Annotated in this window: 26 protein-coding genes and 1 tRNA gene; 7 read left to right on the top strand and 20 right to left on the bottom strand. The window is 62.3% G+C overall.

Going from position 1 to position 26,596, the window contains the following annotated elements; genetic code table 11:
* Positions 1-27: 27 nt before the first annotated feature.
* The 5 genes from OSJ75_RS14295 to OSJ75_RS14275 form a co-directional block, all read right to left on the bottom strand.
* A complete protein-coding gene (locus OSJ75_RS14295; RefSeq protein WP_267228517.1) occupies positions 28-1,248 on the bottom strand; it encodes a helix-turn-helix domain-containing protein in 1,221 nt (406 codons plus the stop codon).
* Between the two features lie 123 nt (positions 1,249-1,371).
* Positions 1,372-1,698 carry a hypothetical protein gene (locus OSJ75_RS14290; protein ID WP_267228516.1) on the bottom strand — a complete coding sequence of 109 codons (327 nt, stop codon included), beginning with the start codon at positions 1,696-1,698 and terminating at the stop codon, positions 1,372-1,374.
* Between the two features lie 152 nt (positions 1,699-1,850).
* Positions 1,851-1,933, bottom strand: a tRNA-Leu gene (locus OSJ75_RS14285).
* 131 nt (positions 1,934-2,064) lie between these two features.
* On the bottom strand, positions 2,065-2,634 hold the full coding sequence (locus tag OSJ75_RS14280) for a GDYXXLXY domain-containing protein (RefSeq protein ID WP_250018608.1): 570 nt from the start codon (positions 2,632-2,634) through the stop codon (positions 2,065-2,067).
* Complete coding sequence (locus tag OSJ75_RS14275; RefSeq protein WP_267228515.1) at positions 2,631-3,737, bottom strand: DUF2157 domain-containing protein; 1,107 nt, start codon at positions 3,735-3,737, stop codon at positions 2,631-2,633. Before OSJ75_RS14275 ends, OSJ75_RS14280 begins: the two co-directional genes overlap by 4 nt.
* 218 nt (positions 3,738-3,955) lie before the next feature.
* Here OSJ75_RS14275 and OSJ75_RS14270 point away from each other — a divergent pair, with 218 nt between their 5' ends.
* A complete protein-coding gene (locus OSJ75_RS14270; protein ID WP_250018606.1) occupies positions 3,956-4,102 on the top strand; it encodes a DUF1127 domain-containing protein in 147 nt (48 codons plus the stop codon).
* 258 nt (positions 4,103-4,360) lie between these two features.
* On the top strand, positions 4,361-5,770 hold the full coding sequence (gene trmFO, locus OSJ75_RS14265; protein ID WP_267228514.1) for a methylenetetrahydrofolate--tRNA-(uracil(54)-C(5))-methyltransferase (FADH(2)-oxidizing) TrmFO: 1,410 nt from the start codon (positions 4,361-4,363) through the stop codon (positions 5,768-5,770).
* 109 nt (positions 5,771-5,879) lie between these two features.
* Here trmFO and lpdA read toward each other — a convergent pair whose 3' ends face one another.
* The 4 genes from lpdA to OSJ75_RS14245 are packed head-to-tail and all read right to left on the bottom strand — an operon-like array spanning position 5,880 to position 10,842.
* Positions 5,880-7,271 carry a dihydrolipoyl dehydrogenase gene (lpdA, locus tag OSJ75_RS14260; protein WP_267228513.1) on the bottom strand — a complete coding sequence of 464 codons (1,392 nt, stop codon included), beginning with the start codon at positions 7,269-7,271 and terminating at the stop codon, positions 5,880-5,882.
* A gap of 5 nt (positions 7,272-7,276) precedes the next feature.
* Positions 7,277-8,581, bottom strand: a complete 1,305-nt coding sequence (locus OSJ75_RS14255; protein WP_267228512.1) for a dihydrolipoamide acetyltransferase family protein — start codon at positions 8,579-8,581, stop codon at positions 7,277-7,279.
* An 11-nt stretch (positions 8,582-8,592) separates the two neighbouring features.
* The gene (locus OSJ75_RS14250; protein WP_267228511.1) at positions 8,593-9,606 is read right to left on the bottom strand and encodes an alpha-ketoacid dehydrogenase subunit beta; all 1,014 of its coding nucleotides are present in this window, start codon (positions 9,604-9,606) and stop codon (positions 8,593-8,595) included.
* Positions 9,607-9,609: 3 nt separating this feature from the next.
* Positions 9,610-10,842, bottom strand: a complete 1,233-nt coding sequence (locus OSJ75_RS14245; RefSeq protein WP_267228610.1) for a 3-methyl-2-oxobutanoate dehydrogenase (2-methylpropanoyl-transferring) subunit alpha — start codon at positions 10,840-10,842, stop codon at positions 9,610-9,612.
* A 396-nt stretch (positions 10,843-11,238) separates the two neighbouring features.
* Here OSJ75_RS14245 and OSJ75_RS14240 point away from each other — a divergent pair, with 396 nt between their 5' ends.
* Together OSJ75_RS14240 and OSJ75_RS14235 are read left to right on the top strand one after the other, a co-directional pair.
* A complete protein-coding gene (locus OSJ75_RS14240; protein WP_267228510.1) occupies positions 11,239-11,694 on the top strand; it encodes a MaoC family dehydratase in 456 nt (151 codons plus the stop codon).
* Positions 11,694-12,557 carry an HpcH/HpaI aldolase/citrate lyase family protein gene (locus OSJ75_RS14235; RefSeq protein WP_267228509.1) on the top strand — a complete coding sequence of 288 codons (864 nt, stop codon included), beginning with the start codon at positions 11,694-11,696 and terminating at the stop codon, positions 12,555-12,557. The genes OSJ75_RS14240 and OSJ75_RS14235 overlap by 1 nt, the downstream gene beginning before the upstream one ends.
* 16 nt (positions 12,558-12,573) lie before the next feature.
* On the opposite strand, the gene OSJ75_RS14230 is transcribed toward OSJ75_RS14235, so the two are convergent.
* Entirely contained in the window at positions 12,574-13,161 is a 588-nt protein-coding gene (locus OSJ75_RS14230) for a nitroreductase (protein ID WP_250018765.1), read from the bottom strand.
* Between the two features lie 147 nt (positions 13,162-13,308).
* On the opposite strand from OSJ75_RS14230, the gene OSJ75_RS14225 reads away from it, so the two are divergent.
* A complete protein-coding gene (locus OSJ75_RS14225) occupies positions 13,309-14,325 on the top strand; it encodes a hypothetical protein (protein WP_267228508.1) in 1,017 nt (338 codons plus the stop codon).
* A gap of 15 nt (positions 14,326-14,340) precedes the next feature.
* On the opposite strand, the gene OSJ75_RS14220 is transcribed toward OSJ75_RS14225, so the two are convergent.
* The 4 genes from OSJ75_RS14220 to OSJ75_RS14205 form a co-directional block, all read right to left on the bottom strand.
* Positions 14,341-15,201, bottom strand: a complete 861-nt coding sequence (locus tag OSJ75_RS14220) for a lysophospholipid acyltransferase family protein (protein ID WP_267228507.1) — start codon at positions 15,199-15,201, stop codon at positions 14,341-14,343.
* A 19-nt stretch (positions 15,202-15,220) separates the two neighbouring features.
* Positions 15,221-17,215 (bottom strand): threonine--tRNA ligase, encoded by a 1,995-nt coding sequence (gene thrS / locus OSJ75_RS14215; RefSeq protein ID WP_267228506.1) that lies wholly within the window; start codon positions 17,213-17,215, stop codon positions 15,221-15,223.
* A 136-nt stretch (positions 17,216-17,351) separates the two neighbouring features.
* On the bottom strand, positions 17,352-18,662 hold the full coding sequence (locus OSJ75_RS14210; RefSeq protein WP_267228505.1) for a replication-associated recombination protein A: 1,311 nt from the start codon (positions 18,660-18,662) through the stop codon (positions 17,352-17,354).
* A gap of 1 nt (position 18,663) precedes the next feature.
* On the bottom strand, positions 18,664-20,088 hold the full coding sequence (locus OSJ75_RS14205) for a DegQ family serine endoprotease (RefSeq protein WP_371929511.1): 1,425 nt from the start codon (positions 20,086-20,088) through the stop codon (positions 18,664-18,666).
* Positions 20,089-20,271: 183 nt separating this feature from the next.
* Between OSJ75_RS14205 and OSJ75_RS14200 the strand changes: the two genes are divergently transcribed.
* Positions 20,272-21,054 carry an AraC family transcriptional regulator gene (locus OSJ75_RS14200; RefSeq protein ID WP_267228609.1) on the top strand — a complete coding sequence of 261 codons (783 nt, stop codon included), beginning with the start codon at positions 20,272-20,274 and terminating at the stop codon, positions 21,052-21,054.
* Between the two features lie 72 nt (positions 21,055-21,126).
* Positions 21,127-21,741 (top strand): LysE family translocator, encoded by a 615-nt coding sequence (locus OSJ75_RS14195; RefSeq protein WP_267228504.1) that lies wholly within the window; start codon positions 21,127-21,129, stop codon positions 21,739-21,741.
* Positions 21,742-21,839: 98 nt separating this feature from the next.
* On the opposite strand, the gene rplQ is transcribed toward OSJ75_RS14195, so the two are convergent.
* The 6 genes from rplQ to secY all read right to left on the bottom strand — a co-directional run bounded on the left by rplQ (position 21,840) and on the right by secY (position 26,541).
* Entirely contained in the window at positions 21,840-22,268 is a 429-nt protein-coding gene (rplQ, locus tag OSJ75_RS14190; RefSeq protein WP_250018592.1) for a 50S ribosomal protein L17, read from the bottom strand.
* Between the two features lie 68 nt (positions 22,269-22,336).
* Entirely contained in the window at positions 22,337-23,350 is a 1,014-nt protein-coding gene (locus OSJ75_RS14185) for a DNA-directed RNA polymerase subunit alpha (protein ID WP_250018591.1), read from the bottom strand.
* 109 nt (positions 23,351-23,459) lie between these two features.
* The gene (rpsK, locus tag OSJ75_RS14180; RefSeq protein WP_008124952.1) at positions 23,460-23,849 is read right to left on the bottom strand and encodes a 30S ribosomal protein S11; all 390 of its coding nucleotides are present in this window, start codon (positions 23,847-23,849) and stop codon (positions 23,460-23,462) included.
* Between the two features lie 129 nt (positions 23,850-23,978).
* Positions 23,979-24,347, bottom strand: coding sequence for a 30S ribosomal protein S13 (gene rpsM, locus OSJ75_RS14175; protein ID WP_267228503.1), 369 nt, complete (start codon positions 24,345-24,347; stop codon positions 23,979-23,981).
* Between the two features lie 206 nt (positions 24,348-24,553).
* The gene (locus tag OSJ75_RS14170; RefSeq protein ID WP_250018589.1) at positions 24,554-25,204 is read right to left on the bottom strand and encodes an adenylate kinase; all 651 of its coding nucleotides are present in this window, start codon (positions 25,202-25,204) and stop codon (positions 24,554-24,556) included.
* Positions 25,201-26,541 (bottom strand): preprotein translocase subunit SecY, encoded by a 1,341-nt coding sequence (secY, locus tag OSJ75_RS14165; RefSeq protein WP_250018588.1) that lies wholly within the window; start codon positions 26,539-26,541, stop codon positions 25,201-25,203. The genes OSJ75_RS14170 and secY overlap by 4 nt, the downstream gene beginning before the upstream one ends.
* Positions 26,542-26,596 lie beyond the last annotated feature (55 nt).

Raw genomic sequence — 26,596 nt, 5'->3', positions numbered from 1 at the left:
CTGTTCGATGTTCGGTTCCCCGGCAATCTAGTCGCTCGGCAATGGACCCGGGAGTAACAACACCGTCGGGAAACCGGCAATCACAGGCACCGTCCAGCGCCGCGCCCTGCCCTTGCCCAGCGCCTGCACCTTTCCGGCCGCCGCAAGCTGTTCGAGCCCGCGCTGCACCGTGCGGGCACTGGCGCCGAGCGCAATCGACAGCGCGGAACTCGCCCAGGCCTCGCCATCGGCAAGCAGCGCGAGCAAGGCCGCATGTTTCTCGTCGACAGGCGGCGCAAGCACGGCAACGCCGCCATCGTGCCTGGGCTTCAGCGCAAAGCCGCGCCCGGTAGCCCCAATGTCGGCAAGCGGCCGCAATTCGGCGCGCAGCCGGCCAATCTCCACCCGCAGCCGGGCCCGATGCGACTCGTCCGCATGTCTCGCGCCGAACGCCGATATCAGCAATTGCTCGCGCGAGACATCGCCGGGCCAGGCCTCCGCCAGCGCACGCACAAGCGCGAACAGCACCGGCCGCGTCGCCAGCGATACGACCTCATCCTGCCTGCGCACCGCATTGCGGCAGGCATCGACGACGAGCAGGTCCGACGAGAACAGCGTCTCGACCTCGTCGAGCAGAAGCGGACGCTGCCCATCGCCCTGGATCAGGCGGGCCGCCGGCCGACGCAGCACCAGGCCGACCTCTTCCACCTCGGCCGAAAGCGCCGGAATGTCGGCCTCGCGGGCTGCCTCGACGGCACGGGCCAGCGCCTCGCGCGCCTGTCTTGTCCTGAGACGACGAATGGCAATGCCGGCCAGAACGAGATCATAGGCAGCCCGCGAGGCCGGCGGCAGGTCTGCCGGGTCGAGTTCGCCCAACCGGCGCTGCGCCTCGTCGAGCGCGCCGATCAGCAGCAGGCGGCGCACCTCGAGATGTCGCGCATGGGCCGCGTTGATCCGGTCGCCCCGGCGCTCCAGCGTCAGGCGGGCCTGTTCGAGCTTCTTCACCGGCCAGCCGAGATCGCGCGACACCAGCGCTATTTCCGCTTCGGCGACGACGCAGCGGCTGCGCGCCACCGCTTCCCTCGGGCCGAACGCGGCAGCGGCGCGGCGCAGAAGCGACTTGGCGCGGACGAGATCGCCGAGTTGCGCCATGGCAATGCCGCGCAAGGCCAGCGCCGGCGCATCCTCGCGCAAGGCGACCCGCTTCAACGCGCCCAGCGCATCGCCCGCCGCAAGGGCCCGGGCGGCGGCAGTAATCAAGGAATCCATGCAAATCCCGTCACACTTGTCACTCTCCCGGTTCCGGCATCCGGTTCTATCCTGCCTGATGACCGGCAAGCGCACGGCGCCGGGCGATCGAACAACGCCGAGGAGAACTTCATGGACAATAGTCTAAAGAGCGCGCAGCAAGTGTGCAATTGTCACCCGGATCGGGCGGAAGGCGTTCGAAGCGCGCCGCGCGGATCGGGTCTGATGAACGTCTCGGCGCGCAGCAGCGCGGCGATGGACACTCGTTCCAGCGATCAGCACGGAGTGGAAGACCATGGCCAAGCCATCGAACCCCGCAAGTAATGCCTCGTCCTCATCGGCCTCGTCGTCATCGGCCCCGTCTTCATCGGCAATGACGGTACAGGCGGCAACGCGCTGGCTGGCCCTTGCCGCGACGCCGACATTCGCGTCCATGGCGCTGCTGTCGTCGGCGGAGGGCGGTGCGGACATGATCTGCACCACCGCCGCTTCGCCGATCAGCGGAATGACGCTGATGTACCTGCTGATGGCTGTCTTCCATTCCGGGCCATGGCTGCAGCTGGCCGCGAACTGGCGCTGAGCCCGCCAATTCAAGCACTTAGGGAGAAGTGTTCAGGAATGAATGGTGCGGATAGAGGGACTCGAACCCCCACGGTCTCCCGCCAGAACCTAAATCTGGTGCGTCTACCAATTTCGCCATATCCGCATGGCCCTGGCTCTCGCCTCGGGCGCGGCCTCTATAGCATCCCATCTCGCAGCGTCAAAGGAAAAAGCCGGACGGCGCGGCCGCGCAATTCGCGTCCACCCTGACAGTCAGTGTGTCGGTCACTATGGCAGTCAGTATGAAGGCTGCTCGTCCAGCACCTTGTCGCCATCCCTGAGCGCCCGGACTTGCGCTTCGCCGTCGGGGGATACCGCAACGACCGCCTCGATCTGCTGCTTGCGCTGCAGGTCTTCGAGTACCCGTCCTTGCCCTTCCGCCACATAATAGCGCTCGATGCCATAGGTGACGGGCACCGTTGTGAACATCGTCAGGTCGCGCAATGCACCTATCCTGCCGCGCAAGGTGATCTCGCCGTCGGGGCTTTCGCTCGGCCGCTGCCACGAAGCCCTGGCGAAGGCCCATTTGCCCGATGCGTCGGGGCGCAGCGTGACGAAAACATCGGCCGGCCCGTTCTTCGGCGCCGTTCCTTCGATGGAGCTGGTGGGGATGGCCGAAATATCATAGCCAAGCGCAACATATTCGCCGCGCAGCAGATCACGCGGATCGACCGGATGGGTCAGGAGGGTGATGTCGGTGGCGCTGCGCAGTGCCGAGGCGCGCTGTTCGACCATGGCGAACAGGACGCCGGATTGAAGCAGCGCCACGGCAGCGGCCAGCCACAGGATGCGGCGCTTGCCCTTCATGGCGTGGCCTCCGTCAGTTGCGCCCTTTGCTTGAGCCGCCGTTCCATCCGCATGACGAATACGGCGAGAAGCAGCACGAGAACGCCGGCACTGAGGAAGAAGCCGGCGGTTCCGATCATGGTGCCGATGGTCTTGAAGGCGAGATAGATGACTTCGAACGAGAAGACCGAATAGGCGATCCAGCGCACGGCCGGATTCCGGTAGCCGGACAGCGACAGCCCGGCGACCGAGCAGGCGAGGATAAGGAAGCCGGCCATCACCTCGCCGCGCACCGTGCCCTCGAACTCGTCGAACTGCAGGAAGATCAGGACCAATAGCAGCGTGGAGAAGCCATAGGCTCCGACGGCCTTGGACCAGCCGCTCCAACGCTCCAGCAGGGGATGGCGCAAGGCATCGACGAGGAACAATCCGCCGCCCACAAGGGCCGCCGGCCAGAATATCGCCGCCTCGTCGAGATCGATGCGCAGCACGAACACATAGACGATGGCGAGGATGGCGATCAGGTGCCGCGCAGCCCTCGCGCCCGTGTACCAGGCAAGGCCGGCGCAAAGGAGCAGGAGAATTGGCAGCAGCCACGAATAGCCGAAGCGGCCGCCATCATCGAGGGCGAGAAACAGGAACAGGCCGGTCAGCACCACGCTTCCCGAAGCAAGTATCTCGGAGCGCAGGAGCAGCGCGGCGATCATGACGCCCGCGACCCACAGCAGCACCGCTTCGGCGGGTTCACCGGCGAGGTGATACATCTGGCCGACCAGCGCGATGCCGGCACCGAAGGTGATGGCGGCGATAAGGTAGAAGGCTTCGCCCAGCATGCGCTCGCCGCGGCTGACGCGCCATGCGCCGCCGAGATAGCCCGCCCAGATGACCGCGACGATCAGGACGAGGCGCACCAGCCTCGGCATCACTTCCCAATTGGCGGCAATCAACGAGAGGATGGCGGCGCCGAGCAATACGGCTCCCAGCACCGCAAGGATGCCGCCGAGACCGAAGCCGGAACGGCTGGTCTCCACATCGCTGCGCAGGCGCGCCGCCGTATCGGAGTCGATTATGCCTTTCGATTCCCAACGGGAGATGTGCCTATTGATTCCGAAAGATACCGCCAATGACTGAGTCTCCAATGCAAGCAGCTAACTCGACTGCGGCTGAAAAGGCAATCTCGGGTATTTTTGTGCAGCGCAGCATTCTGCGCCCATTATGACGCAATGCAACAATTGCATAGCTGAAATGCAAACTTGTCTCTGCAAGTTCGAGGCCGCTTCGACTATCTTCAGCTCAACGATCAAGAGTGATCAACGAGACAACAACCGAAGTGGTGAATGACATGAACCTTATCCGTTCCTACAGCAACTGGCGCCGTTACCGCGAGACGGTAACCGAACTGAACCGCCTTTCGATCCGCGAACTGAGCGACCTGGGCATTGCCCGTTCGGACATCCCGTTCGTAGCGAAGAAGTCCGCAATCCGCTAATAGCGGCAAGGAATATCGCTGAGGCTTCTCCTCCTCCCAAAGCCTCCTGCGATCAAAGCCCGGCACTCCTCCTCCCAGCCGGTCTTTACTTAACGACACCCACCGCACCTCCTCCCGCGGTGGGTGTTGTTGTTTCTGGAGGTAGCTTCCCATCGCCACAGCGCGCCCCTCGCGCCCGAATCTTCCCCGCTCCATATATTTCCGCTTGCATGCCGGGCTTGCCGTTGAAGCGGCGCGGCAAAAGAGCTATGGGAAGGCATGTCCATCAAACCAGTTCATATCGTCGGCGGCGGCCTTGCCGGTTCCGAAGCATCATGGCAACTCGCTGAAGCGGGCGTGCCGGTCATCCTCCATGAAATGCGGCCCGTCCGCGGCACGGATGCGCACAAGACCGATCATCTGGCGGAACTCGTCTGTTCCAATTCGTTCCGTTCTGACGACGCCCAGACCAATGCCGTCGGCGTATTGCATGCGGAAATGCGCCTGGCCAATTCGCTGATCATGGCCGCCGCCGATGCCAATCAGGTCCCCGCGGGCAGCGCGCTGGCGGTCGATCGCGATGGCTTTGCCCAGGCCGTCAGCGCCAGGCTCGAAGCGCACCCGCTCATCACGCTCATGCGCGAAGAAGTGACCGGCCTGCCGCCGGAAGACTGGGACAAGACGATCATAGCCACCGGGCCGCTGACCGCGCCGTCGCTTGCCGCGGCTATCGGCGAGCAGACCGGAACGGACGCCCTCGCCTTCTTCGATGCGATCGCGCCCATCGTCCATTTCGATTCCATCAATATGGACGTGTGCTGGTTCCAGTCGCGCTACGACAAGGTCGGGCCCGGCGGCAATGGCAAGGATTATATCAACTGCCCGCTCACGAGGGAGCAGTACGAAACCTTCATCCAGGCTCTGATCGACGGCGACAAGACCGAGTTCAAGCAATGGGAAGGAACGCCCTATTTCGACGGCTGCCTGCCGGTCGAGGTGATGGCCGAGCGCGGACCGGAGACGCTGCGTCACGGACCAATGAAGCCGATGGGCCTCACCAATGCGCACAATCCGACGGTCAAGCCCTATGCGGTCGTGCAGCTGCGCCAGGACAATGCCCTCGGCACGCTCTATAATATGGTCGGGTTCCAGACGAAGCTGAAATATGGAGCGCAAACGGAGATATTCCGTCTCATTCCGGGGCTCCAGAACGCCGAATTCGCCCGTCTCGGCGGATTGCATCGCAATACATACCTCAATTCGCCCATCCTGCTCGACCCGACCCTGCAGCTCAGATCCCGGCCCGGATTGCGCTTTGCCGGCCAGATCACCGGCTGCGAAGGCTATGTCGAATCCGCCGCCATCGGCCTGCTCGCGGGCCGGTTTGCCGCGGCCGAGCGTCTGGGCGGATCGGCGACGCCGCCCCCGGTGACGACCGCCTTCGGCGCGCTGCTCGGCCACATCACCGGCGGGCATATCGTCAGCGACGAAGAACCGGGCAAGCGCTCTTTCCAGCCGATGAATGTCAATTTCGGCCTGTTCCCGCCGATCGAGGCACCGAAGCAGGAAGGCAAACGGCTGCGCGGCAAGGAAAAGTCGAACGCCAAGAAGCAGGCGATGAGCGCGCGGGCGCTCAGCGATTGCCGGGCCTGGCTCGGCCTGCCGGCGATCTCGCAAGCCGCCGAGTAAGCGTCACTCCATCAGAGTTGCCTGAACCATCCCTGCGTGGCCCACCCGCGCGGTTGCGTGGCTTAGCGCCACACGGTTGATACGATTTGCATGGCCCAGCCACGCGGGGTCAGATATGGATCGCGTGGCCCAGCGCCTTCAATGCAGCCTCGGGGAAGCCTTCGCTCTGCGTCGGATGCGCATGAATGGTGCCGGCGATATCTTCCAGCCGCGCGCCCATTTCCAGTGCCAGCGCAAAACTCGCCGAAAGCTCCGATACGCCGCTTCCGACCGCCTGGATGCCAAGGATCAGATGGTTGCTGGCCAGCGCGACGACGCGGACGAAACCATCCTCGCCCTCCTGCGTCATTGCCCTGCCATTGGCCGCGAAGGGGAACAGCCCGACCTTGATCTCATGACCGGCCTTCTTCGCTTCGTCCGGCGACAAGCCGACCGCGACGATTTCGGGATCGGTGAAGCATACGGCGGCGATGGCGCGCCTGTCCCATGCCCTGTTCTGCCCGGCGACGATCTCGGCAACCATTTCGCCCTGCGCCATGGCCCGATGCGCCAGCATCGGTTCGCCCGTGACGTCGCCGATGGCATGGACGCCGCGCATCGAGGTGCGGCATTTCTCGTCGATCCGCACGAAGCGGCCGTCCATGTCGAGATCGATCTCCTCCAAACCCCAGCCCGTCGTCACCGGCTTGCGGCCAACGGTTACGAGGATCTTGTCGGCAGCTATTCTCTGATCCTTGCCATCGGCAGTCTCGATCAGCAAGACATCGCCCTTGACGCCCCTTGCCTTGGCCCCCGTGACAAGTTTCACGCCCAAGCCATTGAGATGCTTGACGATCGGGCGGGTCAGCTCCGCATCATATTGCGGCAATATCCTGTCCATCGCCTCGATCACCGTGACGTTCGAACCGAGCTTCGCATAGGCCGTGCCAAGCTCGAGCCCGATATAGCCGCCGCCAACCACGGCCAGCCTTTCCGGCACGCTTTCCAGCGACAGCGCCTCGGTCGAAGATATGACATTGCCGCCAAAGGGCAGCGACGGCACCTCGACGGGCGCCGAACCCGTGGCAATGACGATATTCTCGGCGCGGATGATCTGCAGGCCGGTCAGCGTCTCGACCTCCACGGTCTTGCCGTCGCGAAACCGTGCCCGGCCGGTTACGATCTTGACATTCGCCTTCTTGAGGAGGCCCGCGACGCCATTGTTCAAGCGGCTGACGATCCCATCCTTCCAGGCGATCGTCTGCGTAAAATCGAGCGAATGTTGCGCAACCCCAATGCCGAGCGGCGTCTTTCCCGCCGCAAATCGCGCTACTTTGGCAAATTCGTCGGCTGCATGGATGAGCGCCTTGGAGGGGATGCAGCCCACCATCAGGCATGTGCCGCCCACCCTTCCGGCTTCGACGATCACCGTATCGACATTGAGCTGCCCGGCGCGGATCGCGCAGACATAGCCGCCGGGGCCGGCGCCGATCACCAGGAGCTTGCACGAGATATCCTTCATCGTTTTCAACCCTCGACAAAAATCATGGCAGGCGTTTCGAGCAGCGTCTTGATGCGCTGGATGAAGACCGCGGCATCCCAGCCATCGATGACACGATGGTCGAAGCTCGACGACAGGTTCATCATCTTGCGCGGGATGAAATTGGTGCCATCCCAGACCGGACGCATCATGATCTTGTTCACGCCGATGATGGCGACCTCGGGATGATTGATCACCGGCGTCGTCACGACACCGCCCATGCTGCCGAGCGAGGTGATGGTGATGGTCGAGCCCGTCAGCTGTTCGCGCGTCGCTGTACCCGTCTTCGCCGCCTCGGCCAGGAGATTGACCTCCGCGGCACAATCCCACAGCGTCCGCGCTTCGGCATGCTTGACGACCGGAACGACAAGGCCGTTCCCGGTCTGGGCGGCGATGCCGATATGCACGCCGCCATGCTGATGGATGATGTTGGCTTCGTCATCATAGACCGAGTTGAGCTGCGGCTGCTCCGCGATGGCCTTGACCATGGCGCGCATCAGGAAGGGCAGCAGCGTCAGTTTCGGCTGATCGGCGCGCTTGCTGGCATTGAGCCTGCTGCGCAGCTCCTCGAGCGAGGTCACGTCAACCTCTTCGACATAGGTGATGTGAGGTATGCGCGACTTGGAGAGCGCCATCTTCTCGGCGATCTTGCGGCGCAGCCCGACGACCTTGATTTCCTGCACCTGATTGTTGGGCGAAAGGGCGGAAACGCCTTGCTTCTGCGGCCCATGGGCGAAAAACGCCTCGAGATCCTCATGCGTGATACGGCCTGCCGGCCCGGTGCCCGGCACCTGGCGCAGATCGACCCCCGCCTCGCGCGCCCGCTGCCTGACCGCCGGCGATGCGAGCGGCTTGTCGCCCTCCTTGCGCGGGGTGCCGGCCGCGAAACCCGGCCTTGAGGCCACATCCTTCGGTGCTGCTGCCGGTCTTGTCGCCGGCTCCCGCTGCTGCTTCGGCGCGGCGGGTTTTTCCTCGGCAGCCACGGGCGGCTGTTCCGGCGCCGGTTTGGCGACAGTCTCCCTCTCCAAGGCGGGGACGGCATGTCCCTCGCCTTCGACCTTCAGGCGGACCAGCGGCGATCCGATGGCGATCACGTCGCCGATCTCACCGCCCAGCCAGATGATCTCGCCATCGACCGGAGACGGTATCTCGACCGTCGCCTTGTCGGTCATGACGGCGGCAAGCACCATGTCTTCGCGTATGAGGTCGCCGATCTTGACGTTCCATTCCACCAGCTCGGCCTCGGCGACGCCTTCGCCGACATCGGGCAGTTTAATGACATACTCACCCATCGACCTGCCTCCTAGCTTTCCAGCGTTTCCAACAGCGCCCGCCCCAGCCGCGTCGGGCCCGGGAAATAGTCCCACTCCTGCGCATGCGGATAGGGCGTATCCCAGCCGGCCACGCGGGCGACCGGAGCTTCGAGCTTGTAGAAACAATGTTCCTGAACCAGCGCGGCAAGCTCGGCGCCGAAGCCGGATGTGAGCGTGGCTTCATGGACGACGACGCAGCGCCCGGTCTTGGCCACCGACTCGACGATCGTGTCGAGATCGAGCGGCAACAGCGTCCGCAGGTCGATGATCTCGGCATCGATGCCATGCTCCTCCGCTGCCGCCTCGGCGACATAGACCATGGTGCCATAGGCGAGGATCGTCAGCTGCGATCCCTCGCGGCGCCTGATGGCCTTGCCGAGCGGAACGGTGTAGTGGCCATCCGGCACCTCGCCGAGATCATGCTTCGACCAGGGCGTGACGGGCCGATCATGATGGCCGTCGAAGGGCCCGTTATAGAGGCGCTTGGGCTCCAGGAAGATCACCGGGTCCGGATCTTCGATCGCCGCGATCAGCAGCCCCTTCGCATCATGGGGATTGGACGGAACGACGACCTTCAGCCCCGACACATGCGTGAACAGCGCCTCCGGGCTCTGGCTGTGGGTCTGGCCGCCGAATATCCCGCCGCCGGTCGGCATGCGCACGACGATCGGACAGGTGAAGCCGCCATTGGAGCGATAGCGCAGCCGCGCGGCCTCCGAAACGATCTGGTCATAGGCCGGATAGACGTAATCCGCGAATTGTATCTCGACGCAGGGCCGCAGGCCGTAGGCCGCCATGCCGATCGCGGCGCCGACGATGCCCGACTCGCTGATCGGTGCGTCAAAGCAGCGGGTGCGGCCATATTTCGCCTGCAGCCCGTGGGTGCAGCGGAAAACACCGCCGAAAAAGCCGACATCCTCACCGAAGACGACCACATTGTCGTCGCGTTCCATCATTGCATCCATCGCGTCGCGGATGGCTTCGATCATCGTCTTGCGTGCCATGTATCAGACCCCCGCCTGCTGGCGTTGACGACGGAGATGCGGTGGCATTTCCTCGTAGACCCCCTCGAACATGTCACGCGCCGAGGGCTTGCCGCCGGCATGAAGCGTGCCGAAGCTTTCCGCTTCCTTCTGCGCCGCTATGACCGTATCCAGTATCTCCGCCTCCGCCTGCACATGGCGCTCCTCCGACCACGCGCCGCGGCCAATGAGGTGGTTCTTCAGGCGGATGACGGGATCGCCCAGGGGCCAGGCGTCGGATTCCGTCTTCGGGCGATAGGCGGAGGGATCGTCCGAGGTGGAATGCGCGCCGACGCGGTAGGTGACATATTCGATCAGGGTCGGGCCAAGATTGCGCCGGGCCCGCTCCACCGCCCACTGCGCCACGGCGAAGACCGCAAGATAATCATTGCCGTCGACGCGCAGTGCCGGAATGCCGAAACCGAGGCCTCGCGCTGCGAAAGTACCGGAACCGCCTCGTGCAATACCTTGAAATGTCGATATAGCCCATTGATTATTAACAATATTCAACACCACAGGCGCCTTGTAGGTCGAAGCAAAGACCAGCGCCGCGTGGAAGTCGGATTCAGCGGTGGAACCGTCACCGATCCATGCGGCGGCGATTTTCGTGTCGTTCTTGATCGCCGATGCCATGGCCCAGCCGACGGCCTGGATATATTGCGTCGCCAGATTGCCGGAGATCGAGAAGAAGCCATGCTCCTTGGACGAATACATGATGGGCAATTGCCGGCCCTTCAGCGGGTCGCGCTCGTTGGAGTAGATCTGGCACATCATCTCGACCATCGGATAATCGTTGGCGATGAGCAGCCCTGCCTGCCGGTAGGTAGGGAAATTCATGTCGCCCGGCTGCAGCGCCTTGCGGAAGGCGCAGCTCACCGCCTCTTCGCCGAGATGCTGCATGTAGAACGAGGTCTTGCCCTGGCGTTGGGCGATCTGCATGCGTGCGTCGAAGGTGCGCAAGGTCATCATATGGCGCAGGCCGGCGACAAGCTCTTCGTCGGTGAGCAGCCCGGACCATGGGCCGACAGCCTCGCCGTCGCGGTTCAGCACGCGGATGATGGAATAGGCCAGATCCCTGAAATCCTCGGGATTTGCATCGACGTCGGGTCGGCGCACGGAGCCGGCCTCGGCGATCTTCACATTGGAAAAGTCGGGTACCCCGCCCGGACGAACATCCGGCTCCGGCACATGCAGGCTAAGCCCGCCCGCTGTTGGCACAGCATCGTTCGACATATGGCACCTCCCGCTTCCATTTCCCGCCACATAGTAGCATGAATGGCATGCGGAACGGCAATGACCGTTTGGGCAGGCAAAGCGGGCCATCCGTGAACACGGGCTGCCGGCTTGTCTGGCTAAGACGTTATTAAGACTGGCGTTTTCACTCCACCATGCGGCGACGAAGCGTTTCGGAACGGACAAAAAAGCAATGTCGCGCCGATGCGGGCGAAACGGCAGACGGAATTATTCAAAGCGCTGCCCGATTTTGTAATAAAATGCCGGCGCCGGGCGGTCTGTTCACGCTACGGGCCGTTGCATCATGGTCGGCGGAACACAAGAAGCTGCTTTAAAACGAAATTTGCTCTAGTCTTTCGCGGATTCGGCGGAGGACAGAACATGGCAGGACTATATTTGGAAGATTTCGAGATTGGCCGGACCTTCCAGCACCCGTTGCGCAAGACCGTGACGGAGAGCGACAACGTGCTCTTTTCCGCCATGACGCTGAACCCGCAACCGCTGCACATAGACTTCGATTTTGCCGCCAAGAGCGAATGGGGACAGCCGCTGGTCAATTCGCTGTTCACGCTCGGCCTGATGATCGGAATTTCCGTCAACGACACCACCATCGGCACCACCATCGCCAATCTTGGCATGACCGATGTCACATTCCCCTCGCCGCTGTTCCATGGCGACACGGTGAGGGTCGAGACGCAGGTGATCTCGGCGCGCGCATCGAAGTCGAAGCCTGACCGCGGCATTGTCGAGTTCGAACACCGGGCGTTCAACCAGCATGGCGTGCTCGTCGCCAAATGCACCCGGCAGGCGATGATGCGGTCGCGGAGCGCCGCCTGATGCGCTCGCTGCTGTTCGTGCCCGGCGATTCTGAAAGGAAACTCGAGAAATCGCTCGCGAGCGGGGCCGACGTCCTGATTGTCGATCTCGAGGATTCCGTCAGCCCGGAGCGAAAATCGGTGGCGCGCGAGATCGCCGGCAGCTTCCTGCGCGGGCTGGAGAGGCCGGCATCGCAGCGGCTCTTCGTGCGCATCAACGATCTTGAGAGCGGGCTGGCCGATGACGACCTCGCGGCGCTGGTCGCGGCGGGCCCCGACGGCATTCTCCTGCCCAAGGCCGAGAGCGGACGCGACGTGACCCGGCTGGCCGCCAAGCTCAATTTGCACGAGGCGCGGGCCGGGATCGACGAGGGCGTCACTGAAATCATCGCCATCATCACGGAAACGGCGCTCGGCACCTTGTCCACCGCCACCTATGCCGGCTCCTCGGCAAGGCTCGCAGGCCTGAGCTGGGGCGCGGAAGATCTTTCGGCGGCGATCGGCGCGCGCAGCGCACGGGACGAAACAGGTACCTACACGGATGTCTTCAGGCTGGCCCGCGCCCTGACGATCCTTGGCGCGGCTGCCGCGCAGACGACCGCCATCGATACCGTCTTTGTCGACTACCGCGACGAACAGGGCCTGCGCCGGGAATGCGCCGATGCCGAGAGGGATGGATTTACCGCCAAACTCGCCATTCATCCGGCACAGGTGCCGGTCATAAACGAGATGTTCACGCCCTCGCCGCAGGCGGTCGAGGAAGCCCGCAAGATCGTGGCGGCCTTTGCCTCCGATCCTTCCGCCGGCGTCATCGGCATAGACGGCAAGATGTTCGACCGGCCGCATCTGCGGCGCGCGGAACGCCTTCTGGCGCGCGCGGGCTGAACCCTAGCCCTGAACCCTAGCCCTTCCAGGGGCCGCCATATTCGGACAGGATCGCATCGATCTCCGGCCGCGGGCGCTCCGGCACCTTCTGGCCGCAGCTGCCGATATGGACGAAGCCCGTTACCCGCTCATGCGGAGCGAGGCCCAGCAATTGGCGGCCTTTCTCGTCCGAGGAATACCAGTTGGTGATCCAGTTGGTGGCATAGCCGAGCGCATTGGCGGCAAGGCAGAGCTTCATCGCCGCCGCACCGGAGGACAGAAACTGCTCCCATTCGGGGATGTGATGCTCGACGGGGGTGAAGATCACGCCAATGACCAGCGGCGCGCGCGCGAAGCGTTTCAGCTCCTGTTCGCGGCGCTGCTCCGTCAGCGGCCCCTCCCGCTCTTCCGCCAGATCCGCCAGATATTTCCCGACTTCCACCCGCGCGTCGCCCCGGTAGAGCATGAAGCGCCACGGCGTGAGCCGGCCATGATCGGGCACGCGCGATGCAATCCGGACGATCGTCCGGATTTCGTCGTCGGAGGGGCCCGGCTGGCCAATGGCCGAAATGGGCGTCGAACTGCGCGTGGAAAGAAAATCGATGAAGGGGTTGGGAGAAGACATGTTCATGATATCGGTTTGCAATCTGTTCTCATTGGGTGGCGACAATGTGCCGGTTAAGCACGGCAGTAAACCCCATTGGCAATAAAAAGCCTTGAAATTGCCACCGGCTTCGGATCAAACGACAACATGGGGAAGTTCCAGAACAGGATGCGGAAATTCAGCACGGTTTTTCGTGCTGCCATGGCGGCGGGTTTCGTCTGCGTGTTGGCCGGCCCGGTGGCGGCGCAACAGCTGGCGCCCGACTTTCCGGCAACCGAACCGCTCGGCAACCTGCCGAGCATTCCGCAGCTCAACGAATATGCCGATCCGGCAGCGCCGGCCAATAATCCGCTGGCGAGCCAGAACACGTCCAATCTCACGCTATCGGCGAAACTGACCGAGGACGGCGATTCGATCGGCCGCGGACTGGTCTGGCGCGTCTTTTCGCCCGAGCCCGGCGCCGACGGCAAGCTGGCGCTGCTGGCGACCGCCAAGGGCGGCTCGACCTCGTTCGAGCTTGCGCCGGGAAGCTACCTCATCCACGTTGCCTTCGGCCGCGCCGGAGCGACAAAACGGATCTCCATGACGCGCGCCAAGCGCAGCGAAACGATGATTCTCGACGCCGGCGGCATCAAGCTGAACGCCGTATTGTCGGGTGGCGGCCGCATACCGCCGGAGCGCCTGCGATTCTCCATCTATGAGGATCATGAAGATGCGAGTGGCGAGCGCGCGCTGATCATCCCGGCGGTGAAGCCCGACACCGTCGTGCGGCTGAACACCGGCACCTACCAGATCGTCTCGAATTACGGCACCGCCAATGCCGTCATCCGGTCCGACATCCGCGTCGAGGCGGGCAAGATCACCGAGGCGACCGTCGAACACCGGGCCGCCCTCCTCACGCTGAAGCTCGTCCGGGAAGCCGGCGGCGAGGCCCTGGCCGACACCGCATGGTCGGTGCTGACGACATCCGGCGACATCGTGCGCGAAAGCGTCGGCGCCTTCGCCTCGATGGTGCTCGCGGAGGGCGATTATGTGATCGTCGCCAAGAACAAGGACCGCATCTACCAGCGCGACTACAAGGTCGCTGCGGGCCGCAATCAGGATGTCGAGGTCATCGCCGCCGAAGGCGGCGGCACGACGGCCAGCGCCAATCGTCCGGCCGAAGGCGAAGAACCGCTGGATTGATCCAGCTACAGGCCGTCAGCGCCTGGAGCCGAGCGCGAATACCGCATCGTGAAGATGCTGGAGCAAGGCCTGCCGGTCGCGGATTTTCTCAAGCTCGTCCCAGGGCAAAATTTCGCCGATCTGCACCCTGATCGCCTTGCCCGAGAGCCGGCGGAATTCACGGATGAGCAGCGACAGGCGCAATGTCATGGAAAACTTGCTCACGAGGTGGAAGAGCCAGCCATTCTGCCCGTGGAAATAGACCGGGATGACCGAGGCCTGCGCCTGGCGGATGAGCTTTGCCGGAAACATCTTCCACGGCAGGTCCTGCGCCTTGCCGAAACCCTTCCTTGCCGTCGCCACGCCGCCCGCGGGGAAGATGACGATGGTCACGCCCTCCTTCAGCAGGCGCGCCGCCTCGTGGCGGGTGGCCATGTTCATTGCCAGCGCTTCCTTCGTCTCGTCGAAACAGATCGGCAAGGCGTAGGGGCGGATTTCCGGCACGCGCAAGAGGTCATTGTGGATCAGCACGCGGAACGGGCGGCCGAGCTGTTCCGCGAGGGCCAGCGCCGCAATGCCGTCGCCAATGCCGAAAGGATGGTTTGCGATCATCACGATGGGATCGCGCGGCAGATCTGCAGGCGGCCACTGGTCCGGGCCTTCGAGACGGATGTCGATCAGCTCGAGCATGTCGCGGAACACGTTGCGGCCCGCGGGCACGATCTCCCTGCGCCAGATCTCGTATAGTTCGACGAAATGATTGCGCCCGGAGATGGTTTCGATCGAGCGGATGAACCACTGCGTCAACCGATGCTGCGTCTCGTTGGCATAGGAGAGTTCTGAGAATTGCACGATGATCCCCGGCAGATTGGATGCGCGATTTTCGCGCATCCGCATGACAGTTTGATGAAACCGCCTATTCGTCCATACCTGCCGCGATGCGGGCAAGATCCGGGGGGGTCGCTTCGGCAACCAGTTGCCGGATGGCTTCGTCGAGCGACAGCGACGTCTGGGCCTGCGAGCCCAGCCGGCGAATGTTCACCGACTGCTCCTCGGCCTCGCGCATGCCGCAGACGAGAATGACCGGGACCTTCTGCAATGAATGCTCGCGCACCTTGTAGTTGATCTTCTCGTTGCGGAAATCGGTGATCACCTGCAGGCCGGCAGCCTTCAGCCGCTTTGCGACCTGACGGCCATAATCGTCCGCCTCGGTCGTTATGGTGGCGACGACGACCTGCACCGGCGCGAACCAGAGCGGCATGTGGCCCGAGAAGTTCTCGATGAGGATGCCGAGGAACCGCTCCATCGAGCCGCAAATGGCGCGATGGATCATCACCGGCTGCTTCTTCTCCGAGGTGGAGTCGATATAGAACGCGCCGAAACGCTCCGGCAGGTTGAAATCCACCTGCGTCGTTCCGCATTGCCACTCGCGGCCGATGGCGTCCTTCAGCGTATATTCGAACTTCGGCCCGTAGAACGCGCCCTCGCCCGGCAATATGCCGGTCTTGATGTCGTTCGACTGGCGCTGGATCTGGTCCAGCACGCCCATCATGACGCTTTCGGCGCGGTCCCAGAGCTCGTCCGACCCGACGCGCTTTTCCGGCCGCGTGGAAAGCTTGATCGTGACTTCTTCGAAGCCGAAATCGCGATAGACCGAGAGGATCAGATCGTTGATCCGCAGGCACTCCGCCGTCATCTGCTCGTCGGTGCAGAATACGTGGGCATCGTCCTGCGTGAAGCCGCGAACGCGCATCAGTCCATGCAGCGCGCCCGAAGGCTCGTAGCGATGGACATTGCCGAACTCGGCGAGCCGTACCGGCAGGTCGCGGTAGGATTTGAGGCCGTGCTTGAAAATCTGCACATGGCCCGGGCAATTCATCGGCTTCAGCGCGAATACGCGGTCGTCATCCGTATCGTCGCCCGCCACCGTGACCTTGAACATGTTGTCCCGGTACCAGCTCCAATGGCCCGACGTCTCCCAGAGCGACTTGTCCAGCACCTGCGGCGCATTGACTTCGCTATAGCCGTGGCCATCCAGGCGGCGGCGCATATAGCTCACCAGGTTCTGGAACATCCGCCAGCCCTTGGCATGCCAGAACACGACGCCGGGGCCCTCTTCCTGGAAATGGAACAGGTCCATCTCGCGGCCGAGCCGCCGGTGATCGCGCTTCTCGGCCTCCTCCAGCATATGGAGATAGGCTTTCAGGTCGTTATCATTGGCAAAGGCGGTGCCATAGATGCGGCTCAGCATCGGATTGTTGCTGTCACCCCGCCAATAGGCGCCGGCAACCTTCATCAGCTTGAAGGAATTGCCGATCTGGCCCGTCGAAGCCATATGCGGGCCGCGGCACAGGTCGTACCAGTCGCCCTGCGCGTAGATCTTCAGGTCCTGCCCTTCGGGGATCGCATCGACCAGCTCGACCTTGTAGATCTCGCCCTTCTCGGCGAAAACCTTGCGGGCCTTCTCGCGCGACCAGATTTCCTTGGTGAAGGGTTTGTTGCGGGCGATGATTTCGCGCATCTTCTTTTCGATCAGCGCCAGATCGTCGAGCGTGAACGGCTCGTTGCGGGCGAAATCATAATAGAAACCGTTCTCGATGACCGGCCCGATCGTCACCTGTGTGCCGGGAAACAGCTCCTGCACGGCCTCCGCCAGGACGTGGGCGCAATCATGCCGGATCAGTTCCAGCGCGCGCGGGTCCTCGCGGGTCAAGATCTCGACCGCGCCGGACGCGCCGAGCGGGTCCGAAAGGTCGCGCACGGTGCCATCGACCACATAGGCGACAGCTTTCTTGGCCAGCGATTTCGAGATCGATTCGGCAAGTTCCGCGCCGGTCATGGCAGCGTCGTATTCGCGCTTCGAGCCATCGGGGAATTGCATTGAGACAGTTTTTGCAACTGCTTGAGACATGATCTGCTCCTATCCAGTCCCGCCAACGATTGCGGGTGGTGTTACCTGCGCTGGACCGTTCCAGCGCGCGGACTCATAAAACGTGTTCGCGCCGAGGTAAAGTATTGAAATGCCGCATGACGCCGCGCCTGAAGCTCTATCGGCTGCGTTCCTGCCGGAGCTTGTTCCAATAATCGAGGCGCTTGCGTATCTCCCGCTCGAAGCCGCGGTCCGGCGGTTCGTAGAAAGTCTGCCGGCCCAGCGCTTCAGGGAAATAGTCCTGCCCCGAAAAGGCATCGGGCTCGTCATGATCATAGGCGTAGCCCTGACCATAGCCCTCGCCCTTCATCAATTTGGTCGGCGCATTGAGAATGTGCTTCGGCGGCACGAGCGAGCCATGCTGCTTCGCAGCCTGCATCGCGGCCTTGTAGGCGGTATAGACCGCATTGGATTTCGGTGCGGTCGCGAGATAGACGCATGCCTCCGCCAGTGCCAGCTCGCCTTCGGGCGAGCCGAGATAATCATAGGCATCCTTGGCGGCGTTGCAGATCACCAGCGCCTGCGGATCGGCAAGCCCAATGTCCTCGCTGGCCATGCGCACCAGCCGCCGTCCGAGATAAAGCGGGTCTTCGCCCGCATCGAACATGCGGCAGAGATAATAGAGCGCAGCATCGGGATCGGAGCCGCGCACGGCCTTGTGCAGCGCCGATATGAGATTGTAGTGGCCGTCCTGGCTCTTGTCATAGACTGGCGCGCGCCGCTGCACGACTTCCTGCAGCTGCCGCGCATCGAATATCTCGTCGCGGCGTGCCGCCCGCCAAACCTCCTCGGCCAGCGTCAGGATGGCGCGGCCATCGCCATCGGCCATGCGAACGAGACTGGCGCGCGCTTCCTCGTCGAGCGGCAGTGCCTTGCCTTCATGCTGCTCGGCGCGCTCGAGCAAGGCGACGAGGCTCTGCGCATCATGCGGATGAAACACAAGCACGCGCGCCCGCGACAGGAGGGCGGCGTTGAGTTCGAATGAGGGGTTTTCTGTGGTCGCGCCGACGAGGATGATCGTTCCATCCTCCATCACGGGAAGAAAGGAATCCTGCTGGGCCCGATTGAAACGGTGGATCTCGTCGACGAAAAGCAGGGTCTGCCGCCCGGACATGCGACGCGAGCGCGCCATCTCGAAGACCTTTTTCAGGTCGGCGACACCGGAAAAGATCGCGGAAATCTGTTCGAAGGCCAGATTGGTCTCGTTCGCCAGCAGGCGCGCGACCGTGGTCTTGCCCGTACCCGGGGGGCCCCAGAAGATCATGGAGCCGAGCGAGCCGGAGTCGATCATGCGGGTCAGCGCACCTTCCGGCCCGGTCAGATGATCCTGCCCGGTGACCTCCTTCAACGATCGCGGACGCAGCCGGTCCGCCAAGGGGCGGTTCCTGTCGGCGGCCGGATCGTCACTGGCGGAAAAGAGATCGGCCATCTTAGCGGATTATCTGCCGAATGACGGTGCCGCCGCGTTCGAACTCGAACCGCCACAATATCGGGCTGTCCGACATGGCCGTGCTGAGATCGCTGATACTCGCGATCTTGGCGCCGTTGACGCCGCGCACGATGTCGCCCGGACGAAGGCCGATCCGCGCGGCGGGCGATTCCGGATAGATCTTCTCCACCGCCACACCCTCGGTATCGTCCGGCAGGCCGAGGCGGCGGGCGCTTGCAGCCGAGAGTTTCACCACGAGAGCACCGGAAAGCGGGTTCTTGCCCTGTATCATCAACTGGTTGTCCGGCGAATCCGGGTCCGGCTTCTGCAGCGTCACCGGCAGCGATTTCTGCTTGGACCGCGACAGAACGTCGAAAGTGACCGTCTTGCCGATACCGGCCGTCGTCATCCTGTAGCCCAGCGTATCGGGATTATCGACACGCACGCCGTCGATGTTCAACACGACATCGCCGACCTGCAAACCGCTCTTCGCCGCCGGGCCATCCTTCGTCACCGACGTTACCAGTGCGCCATAGGGCTGCTTCATGCCGAGGCTTTCCGCCACATCCGGCGTCACGCTCTGGAACGACGCGCCGATATAGGGCCGCTGGAACGTGTCGGCGCCGCCCTTTGCCGTCTCGACCACGGCGCGGACCATATTGGCGGGGATCGCAAAGCCGATGCCGATAGAACCGCCGGACCGGGAATAGATGGCGGTGTTGATGCCGATGAGTTCGCCATTCATGTCGACGAGCGCGCCGCCGGAATTGCCCGGATTGATGGCAGCATCCGTCTGGATGAAGAAATCGAAATCCGACACGCCGACGCGCGTGCGCGCCTGTGCCGAGACAATGCCGCTCGTCACGGTTTGCCCGACGCCGAACGGGTTGCCGATGGCAAGCACCAGATCGCCGACTTCGACCTTGTCCGAATCGGCGAGCTTGACGAACGGCAAAGGCTCGCCCGCCTCGATCTTCAGGATGGCGAGATCGGTCGATTCATCCTTCAAAACCACCTTGGACTCGAATTCGCGCCCATCGGAGAGCGCCACCTTCACCGTATCCGCATCGCGGATAACGTGATTATTGGTGACGATGATGCCGGAACTGTCGGCGATGACGCCGGAACCGAGCGAAGACTGCACGCGCGGCGGCCCGTTGAACCGCCGGCCAAAGAACTGCTCGAAAAACGGATCGCCTGCAAAGGGCGACGTGCTCTGAACGGCCTGGGCCGCATAGACATTGACCACGGCGCCGGCGGTCTGCTTGACGAGAGGCGCAAAGGACAGCTGCAATTCGGTGCGCGTCTGCGGCAGTTCCTTTTCGGCAGGCGCCGTCTGGCCGAAGGCCGGCACAGCCGCGCCAGCCAGGACGCCGGCGAGGATGGATGTGCAAACCAGTAGCGCACGCGCCGATGCAGCCATCATCAATCTCATATCCAACTCCGTCCGGTGAATCACTTATCTGCTTGATCCAATGTGGTGATTATCGCCAGCAATACCAGCCGTCAAACGCAGCAAATTTGCGGCATGGCGGCCATTTCCGCGGCCGACGACAATGTTATACTAGGCCGGAGGGGAAAGACGTTGAAGCGAAAATCCGAATTCAAGATGCACCCAGCTGCCGACCGCCGAATTCATCTGGTCGAAGCCCGGAGCAACCACGTCTTTCCGCGCCATTCCCATGAGCAATATGGCGTCGGCCTGATCTATCAGGGCGCGCAACGCTCGTTCAGCGGCCGCGGCATGGTCGAAGCCGGCGCCGGCCAGATCATTGCCGTCAATCCCGGCGAGGTCCATGATGGCGCTCCGATCGATGACCGGGGCCGCTGCTGGCGCATGATCTATCTCGATCCGCCATTCGTCATGGAAATCCTCGCCGGGCAGATCGACGACGAGGTTCGCCCGGCGGAATTCATCCGTCCGGTGTTCGACGGCGATCGCTACCCGGCGCTGTTCCACCGGCTGTTCCTGGCCATGGCGACGCCAACGACATCAGCGATGCCGCTGCTGCGCGATGAACTGCTGGCCGAATTGCTGCCGGCAGCCATGGAACGGCGAACCGCCGCCCGCGCGGTCCCACCGCCGGTCAGCACGGCGCGAGCCATGATCGACGACGATCCCGCCGCCTCGTTCACCCTGGCCGAACTGGCGGCTGTCGCCGGTCTCAGCCGGTTTCAGTTGCTGAGGGGATTTGCGGCGGCGCTCGGCCTGACGCCCCATGCCTATCTCATGCAGCGCCGCGCGGATCTCGCACGGCGCCTCATCCTTGGCGGCAACAGCCTGGCGGATGCCGCCGCGGCGAGCGGATTTGCCGACCAGAGCCATATGACGCGGGTCTTCATCCGCAAATACGGCATCTCGCCGGGCGATTATGCGAGAATTCGGGGCTGAGCTGCAATCCGGTTCAAGACGGGCGGCGGGGTTTCCGGTTCATTTCATGCACGATCCAAACTGGAGCAGAGCATGGAACCGGAATATCTCATCACCTCGTTCATCATCGTCGTCTCGCCGGGCACAGGCGTCGTCTATACTTTGGCCACGGGCCTCGCGCGCGGGGCACGCGCCGGCATTGCCGCCGCATTCGGCTGCACAATCGGCATTGTTCCGCACCTCGCCGCCGCCATTGGCGGCCTCGCGGCGGTGATGCACGCAAGCGCCACCGCCTTCAATGCGCTCAAGATCCTCGGCGTCGCCTATCTGATCTATATGGCCTGGAACACATTGCGCGAAGACGGGGTGCTGAACATTGACGGGCAATCGGCGGGAGGCACCTCGCACCTCAGGACTGCGACGACCGCCTTCCTCATCAATATTCTCAATCCGAAGCTGTCGATCTTCTTCCTCGCCTTCCTGCCGCAATTCATCATGCCAACCGAAGAGGACCCGTTGCGCCGCATGCTGGAGCTCGGGTCGATCTTCATGATCATGACCTTCGTCGTATTCGCGATCTATGGATTGTTTGCCGCAGCGGTGCGCGAGCGGGTGGTGTCGCGCCCGCATATTCTCGCCTGGATGCGCCGCTCTTTCGCGGCGGCTTTCGTGGCGCTCGGCATCAAGCTGGCCTTTGCCGGGCGCTGACGTCGGACCTGGAACCCGATCGTGCGAGGTGCGCCTTGCATGGGCGCAAAGAAAAAGGGGGCTGAAAAGCCCCCTCTTCCAAACATATCAACTGCCGATCAAGCGGCTTCGGCTTCGCTTGCGCGTTCTGCCTCGACGCGAGCCAGATCACCGGCTCCCTTGGCATTCACATCGCGATCGACGAATTCGACAACTGCCAGCGGTGCATTGTCACCGGTGCGGAAGCCTGCCTTCATGATGCGGATGTAGCCGCCATTGCGCTGGCCATAGCGGGGCGCCAGCGTGTCGAACAGCTTGGCAACCAGCTTGACGTCGCGGATGGCCGAAATGGCCTGGCGACGAGCGTGCAGGTCGCCGCGCTTGCCGAGCGTGACCAGCTTTTCAACGATTGGACGAATTTCCTTGGCCTTGGGCAGCGTTGTCACGATCTGCTCATGCTCGATCAGCGATGCAGCCATATTGGCAAACATCGCCTTGCGATGGCTGGCAGTCCGGTTAAGCTTGCGGCCTGAATTACCGTGGCGCATGAGCCTTCTCCTTCAATTCTTTCGGGCTCATTGCCCGGATTGTTATCGGGTTTCTAACCCGGTTGTTCTTAATATTGGTCTTCGTAACGCTTGGCGAGATCTTCGATGTTCTCCGGCGGCCATGCGGGCACTTCCATACCAAGATGGAGCCCCATGGAAGCCAGAACTTCCTTGATTTCGTTCAGCGACTTACGACCAAAATTCGGCGTGCGGAGCATTTCCGCTTCAGTCTTTTGAATGAGATCGCCGATGTAGACGATGTTGTCATTCTTCAGGCAGTTCGCAGAACGAACCGAAAGCTCGAGTTCGTCGACCTTCTTGAGCAAGGCAGGATTGAACGCAAGTTCGGTAACCTGTTCCTGCTGAACTTCCTTCTGCGGCTCGTCGAAATTGACGAAGATCGCCAGCTGGTCCTGAAGGATGCGTGCCGCATAGGCAACGGCGTCTTCGCCCGTGATCGACCCGTCGGTCTCGATCGAGAGGATCAGCTTGTCATAATCGAGAACCTGGCCCTCGCGGGTATTCTCGATCTTGTAAGACACCTTGCGGACCGGCGAATAGAGGCTGTCGACCGGGATAAGACCGATCGGCGCATCTTCGGCGCGGTTGCGATCAGCCGGGACGTAGCCCTTGCCGGTGTTGACGGTGAATTCCATGCGGATTTCAGCGCCCTCGTCCAGCGTGCAGATCACGTGGTCCGGATTGAGTATCTCGACATCGCCAACAGTCTGGATATCGCCGGCCGTTACGACGCCCGGGCCTTCCTTGCGGACGACCATGCGCTTCGGACCGTCGCTCTCCATGCGGATCGCGATTTCCTTGATGTTCAGGACGATGTCGGTGACATCTTCGCGAACACCCGGAATCGACGAGAATTCATGCAGAACGCCATCGATCTGAACAGCCGTCACGGCAGCGCCGCGCAGCGAAGACAACAGCACGCGGCGAAGGGCATTGCCCAGCGTCAAGCCATAGCCGCGTTCCAGCGGTTCGGCGACGACCGTTGCCTTGGTCTTCGAGCCGGAGGTCTGAAACTCGACCTTGTTCGGCTTGATCAATTCCTGCCAGTTCTTCTGGATCATCTAATTTTCCCTTATCCTTGCCTGTACCACCATCCAATCGTGGCATTGAGGCGTGGAAACCGCAGAGGAGCCCATAAAGGCTCATGCGATTATTCTGCAGCAAAAAAGACTATACGCGGCGACGCTTGCGCGGGCGGCAGCCATTGTGCGGAATTGGCGTCACGTCACGGATCGAAGTGATGGTGAAGCCGGCCGCCTGAAGAGCGCGCAGTGCCGACTCACGGCCGGAGCCGGGTCCGCAAACTTCAACTTCCAGCGAACGCATGCCATGTTCCTGCGCCTTCTTGGCGCAATCTTCTGCAGCCATCTGGGCGGCAAACGGGGTCGACTTGCGCGAGCCCTTGAAACCCTGGGCACCTGCGGACGACCAGGCAATCGCATTGCCCTGCGCATCCGTGATGGTGATCATCGTATTGTTGAATGTCGAATTGACGTGGGCAACGCCCGACGAAATGTTTTTCCGTTCGCGGCGGCGAACGCGCGTGGCTTCCTTGGCCATGGTAGTCCTTTCAATTGATCTCGACGCCTCCGTATTTCCAGAGGCTCCACCTGGTTTCATTTAAGGTGCGAAACCGGCACCGGTCTCTGCGAAAGCAGAACCGGCGCAGCGAACTGCGCCGGAATGTAATTACTTCTTCTTGCCGGCGATTGCCTTGGCAGGTCCCTTGCGGGTGCGCGCATTGGTATGCGTGCGCTGGCCGCGGACCGGAAGCGAACGGCGATGGCGCAGGCCGCGATAGCAACCAAGATCCATCAGGCGCTTGATGTTCATCGATACTTCGCGACGCAGATCACCCTCGACCTGATAGTCGCGGTCGATTGCTTCGCGGATCTGCAGCACTTCAGCGTCGGTCAACTGATTAACACGACGCTCTGCAGGAATGCCGACCTTCTCGACGATTTCCTGCGCAAACTTTTGACCAATCCCGTGAATGTACTGAAGCGCGATGACAACGCGCTTGTTCGTCGGGATGTTGACGCCAGCGATACGAGCCACGTCTGTTCTCCTTGTTGACCGGCAGAGCTGGACGACCAATGGCGGCCAGATGACGGGATGAAAATACTATTCGGGACAAACACAAACGATCAGCCCCGAACCTGCTTTACCGGATCGGCGCCGACCGCTTCATATTCAAGCGAATTTGCGCCGTACTTGAAGGAATCGGCTCGAAAAGTCAACTCCTCCGATAGATTTTTGTCAGACTATAGATCCGACAGAACTTTTTCGATTGCGGCGGTGACCTCTTCGAAGTCCGCCATGCCATCGACTTTGCGCAGCTTGCCCTTGGCGTAGTAGTAGCCGATCAATGGCGAAGTCTGCTTGTAATAGGCTTCCAGCCTGGTCCGCACGGTCTCGGCATTGTCGTCGGGACGCCGCTTGAATTCGGTCGAGCCGCATTTGTCGCAGACACCCGCCACCTTGGGCTTCTTGTTGGTGTCGTGATAGCCCGTGCCGCATTTGGCGCAGGTGTAGCGGCCGGAAATCCGCTCGACGAGGACATTGTCATCCACTTCGAGCTCGACGACGCAATCGAGCTTGAGGCCCTTGTCCGCCAGCATGCGCTCGACGGCATCGGCCTGCACCAGCGTGCGCGGATAGCCGTCGAGAATGAAGCCATTGGCCGCATCCGGCTGGTCGATGCGCTCAGAGACGATCGCATTGACGATGTCGTCCGAGACGAGGTTGCCCGCATCCATGACGGCCTTGGCCTTGCGGCCGACTTCCGAGCCTGCACTCACCGCTTCTCGCAACATGTCCCCAGTCGAGAGTTGCGGTATGCCTAACTTTTCTACCAAGCGCTGAGACTGAGTTCCCTTACCTGCCCCCGGTGGTCCGAGAAGTATTAATCTCATCTGTTGCGTTTCCCCCCACGGAGCTTCGACTTCTTGATCAGTCCTTCATATTGATGCGCAATCAGGTGGCCCTGGATCTGCGCGACGGTATCGAGCGTGACGCTCACCACGATCAGCAACGAAGTGCCGCCGAGATAGAAGGGAACGCCGGCCCAGGAAATCAGGAACTCGGGCAGCATGCAGATGACCACGAGATAGATCGCGCCGAGAACCGTGATGCGGGTAAGAACGTAGTCGATATACTCCGCGGTACGCTCGCCGGGACGGATGCCGGGGATGAAGCCGGAATGTTTCTTCAACTGGTCGGCCGTATCCTTCGGATTGAAGACGAGGGCCGTGTAGAAGAAGGCAAAGAACACGATCATCGCGGCGTAGAACAGCATGTAGGCAGGCTGGCCATGGCCGAGCGAAGACAGGATCGTCGTCGCCCATGCCGGCATTTCTGTCGTCTGCGCGAACCCGGCAATGGTCGCAGGCAGCAGCAGCAGCGACGAAGCGAAGATCGGCGGAATGACGCCGGCCGTATTGAGCTTCAGCGGCAGGTGCGAAGTATCGCCCTGGAACATGCGGTTGCCGACCTGGCGCTTTGGATACTGGATCAGCAGCCGGCGCTGGGCACGCTCGACGAATACGATGATGCCGATGACGAGAACGGTCAGGACGATGATGGCGAGGATGATCGCCGTCGACAGCGCGCCGGTGCGGCCGAGTTCGAGCGTGCCCGAAATAGCCTGCGGCAGGTTGGCGACGATGCCCGAGAAGATGATCAGCGAGATACCATTGCCGATGCCGCGCGCCGTGATCTGCTCACCGAGCCACATCAGGAACATGGTGCCGCCGACGAGCGTGATGACCGTCGAGAAGAGGAAGAACGGGCCAGGATCGGTGACGATGCCCTGGCTGCCCTGCAGACCGACCGCAATGGCATAGGCCTGCACCGTCGCCAGAAGCACGGTTCCGTAGCGCGTATATTGATTGATGACCTTGCGGCCCTGCTCGCCATCCTTCTTCAACTGCTCGAGCGCCGGAATGACCGAAGTCATCAGCTGCACGATGATCGAAGCGGAAATATACGGCATGATGCCGAGAGCGAAAATCGCCATGCGCTCGACCGCGCCACCGGCAAACATGTTGAACATGCCGAGAATGCCCTGGGCCTGGTTGTTGAAGGCTTGGGCGAAGGCGTTCAGATTGATGCCTGGCAGGGGGATGTAGGTGCCGAGCCGGTAAACCAGCAATGCGCCGAGCGTAAACCAGATACGCTTCTTGAGCTCACTGGCTTTGGAAAAGGCAGAGAAATTGAGATTTGACGCGAGCTGTTCAGCGGCTGAGGCCATTATTGTCTCCGGTCTGGGCTCCAAGGAGCTCCGTCCTTGGCCCGATAGCGGGAAT

Source organism: Phyllobacterium sp. 0TCS1.6A (genome assembly GCF_026420825.1).
GTDB lineage: Bacteria > Pseudomonadota > Alphaproteobacteria > Rhizobiales > Rhizobiaceae > Phyllobacterium.
The sequence above is the reverse complement of the archived record's forward strand: the minus strand, read 5'-3'. Positions and strand labels throughout refer to the sequence as shown.

Coding starts and splice junctions, on each gene's coding strand:
- OSJ75_RS14295 (WP_267228517.1), bottom strand. CDS start 1,248: ATGGATTCCTTGATTACTGCCGCCGCCCGGGCCCTTGCGGCGGGCGAT.
- OSJ75_RS14290 (WP_267228516.1), bottom strand. CDS start 1,698: ATGTCCGCACCGCCCTCCGCCGACGACAGCAGCGCCATGGACGCGAAT.
- OSJ75_RS14280 (WP_250018608.1), bottom strand. CDS start 2,634: ATGAAGGGCAAGCGCCGCATCCTGTGGCTGGCCGCTGCCGTGGCGCTG.
- OSJ75_RS14270 (WP_250018606.1), top strand. CDS start 3,956: ATGAACCTTATCCGTTCCTACAGCAACTGGCGCCGTTACCGCGAGACG.
- trmFO (WP_267228514.1), top strand. CDS start 4,361: ATGTCCATCAAACCAGTTCATATCGTCGGCGGCGGCCTTGCCGGTTCC.
- lpdA (WP_267228513.1), bottom strand. CDS start 7,271: ATGAAGGATATCTCGTGCAAGCTCCTGGTGATCGGCGCCGGCCCCGGC.
- OSJ75_RS14255 (WP_267228512.1), bottom strand. CDS start 8,581: ATGGGTGAGTATGTCATTAAACTGCCCGATGTCGGCGAAGGCGTCGCC.
- OSJ75_RS14250 (WP_267228511.1), bottom strand. CDS start 9,606: ATGGCACGCAAGACGATGATCGAAGCCATCCGCGACGCGATGGATGCA.
- OSJ75_RS14240 (WP_267228510.1), top strand. CDS start 11,239: ATGGCAGGACTATATTTGGAAGATTTCGAGATTGGCCGGACCTTCCAG.
- OSJ75_RS14235 (WP_267228509.1), top strand. CDS start 11,694: ATGCGCTCGCTGCTGTTCGTGCCCGGCGATTCTGAAAGGAAACTCGAG.
- OSJ75_RS14230 (WP_250018765.1), bottom strand. CDS start 13,161: ATGTCTTCTCCCAACCCCTTCATCGATTTTCTTTCCACGCGCAGTTCG.
- OSJ75_RS14225 (WP_267228508.1), top strand. CDS start 13,309: ATGCGGAAATTCAGCACGGTTTTTCGTGCTGCCATGGCGGCGGGTTTC.
- OSJ75_RS14220 (WP_267228507.1), bottom strand. CDS start 15,201: ATGCGGATGCGCGAAAATCGCGCATCCAATCTGCCGGGGATCATCGTG.
- thrS (WP_267228506.1), bottom strand. CDS start 17,215: ATGTCTCAAGCAGTTGCAAAAACTGTCTCAATGCAATTCCCCGATGGC.
- OSJ75_RS14210 (WP_267228505.1), bottom strand. CDS start 18,662: ATGGCCGATCTCTTTTCCGCCAGTGACGATCCGGCCGCCGACAGGAAC.
- OSJ75_RS14205 (WP_371929511.1), bottom strand. CDS start 20,088: ATGATGGCTGCATCGGCGCGTGCGCTACTGGTTTGCACATCCATCCTC.
- OSJ75_RS14200 (WP_267228609.1), top strand. CDS start 20,272: ATGCACCCAGCTGCCGACCGCCGAATTCATCTGGTCGAAGCCCGGAGC.
- OSJ75_RS14195 (WP_267228504.1), top strand. CDS start 21,127: ATGGAACCGGAATATCTCATCACCTCGTTCATCATCGTCGTCTCGCCG.
- rplQ (WP_250018592.1), bottom strand. CDS start 22,268: ATGCGCCACGGTAATTCAGGCCGCAAGCTTAACCGGACTGCCAGCCAT.
- OSJ75_RS14185 (WP_250018591.1), bottom strand. CDS start 23,350: ATGATCCAGAAGAACTGGCAGGAATTGATCAAGCCGAACAAGGTCGAG.
- rpsK (WP_008124952.1), bottom strand. CDS start 23,849: ATGGCCAAGGAAGCCACGCGCGTTCGCCGCCGCGAACGGAAAAACATT.
- OSJ75_RS14170 (WP_250018589.1), bottom strand. CDS start 25,204: ATGAGATTAATACTTCTCGGACCACCGGGGGCAGGTAAGGGAACTCAG.
- secY (WP_250018588.1), bottom strand. CDS start 26,541: ATGGCCTCAGCCGCTGAACAGCTCGCGTCAAATCTCAATTTCTCTGCC.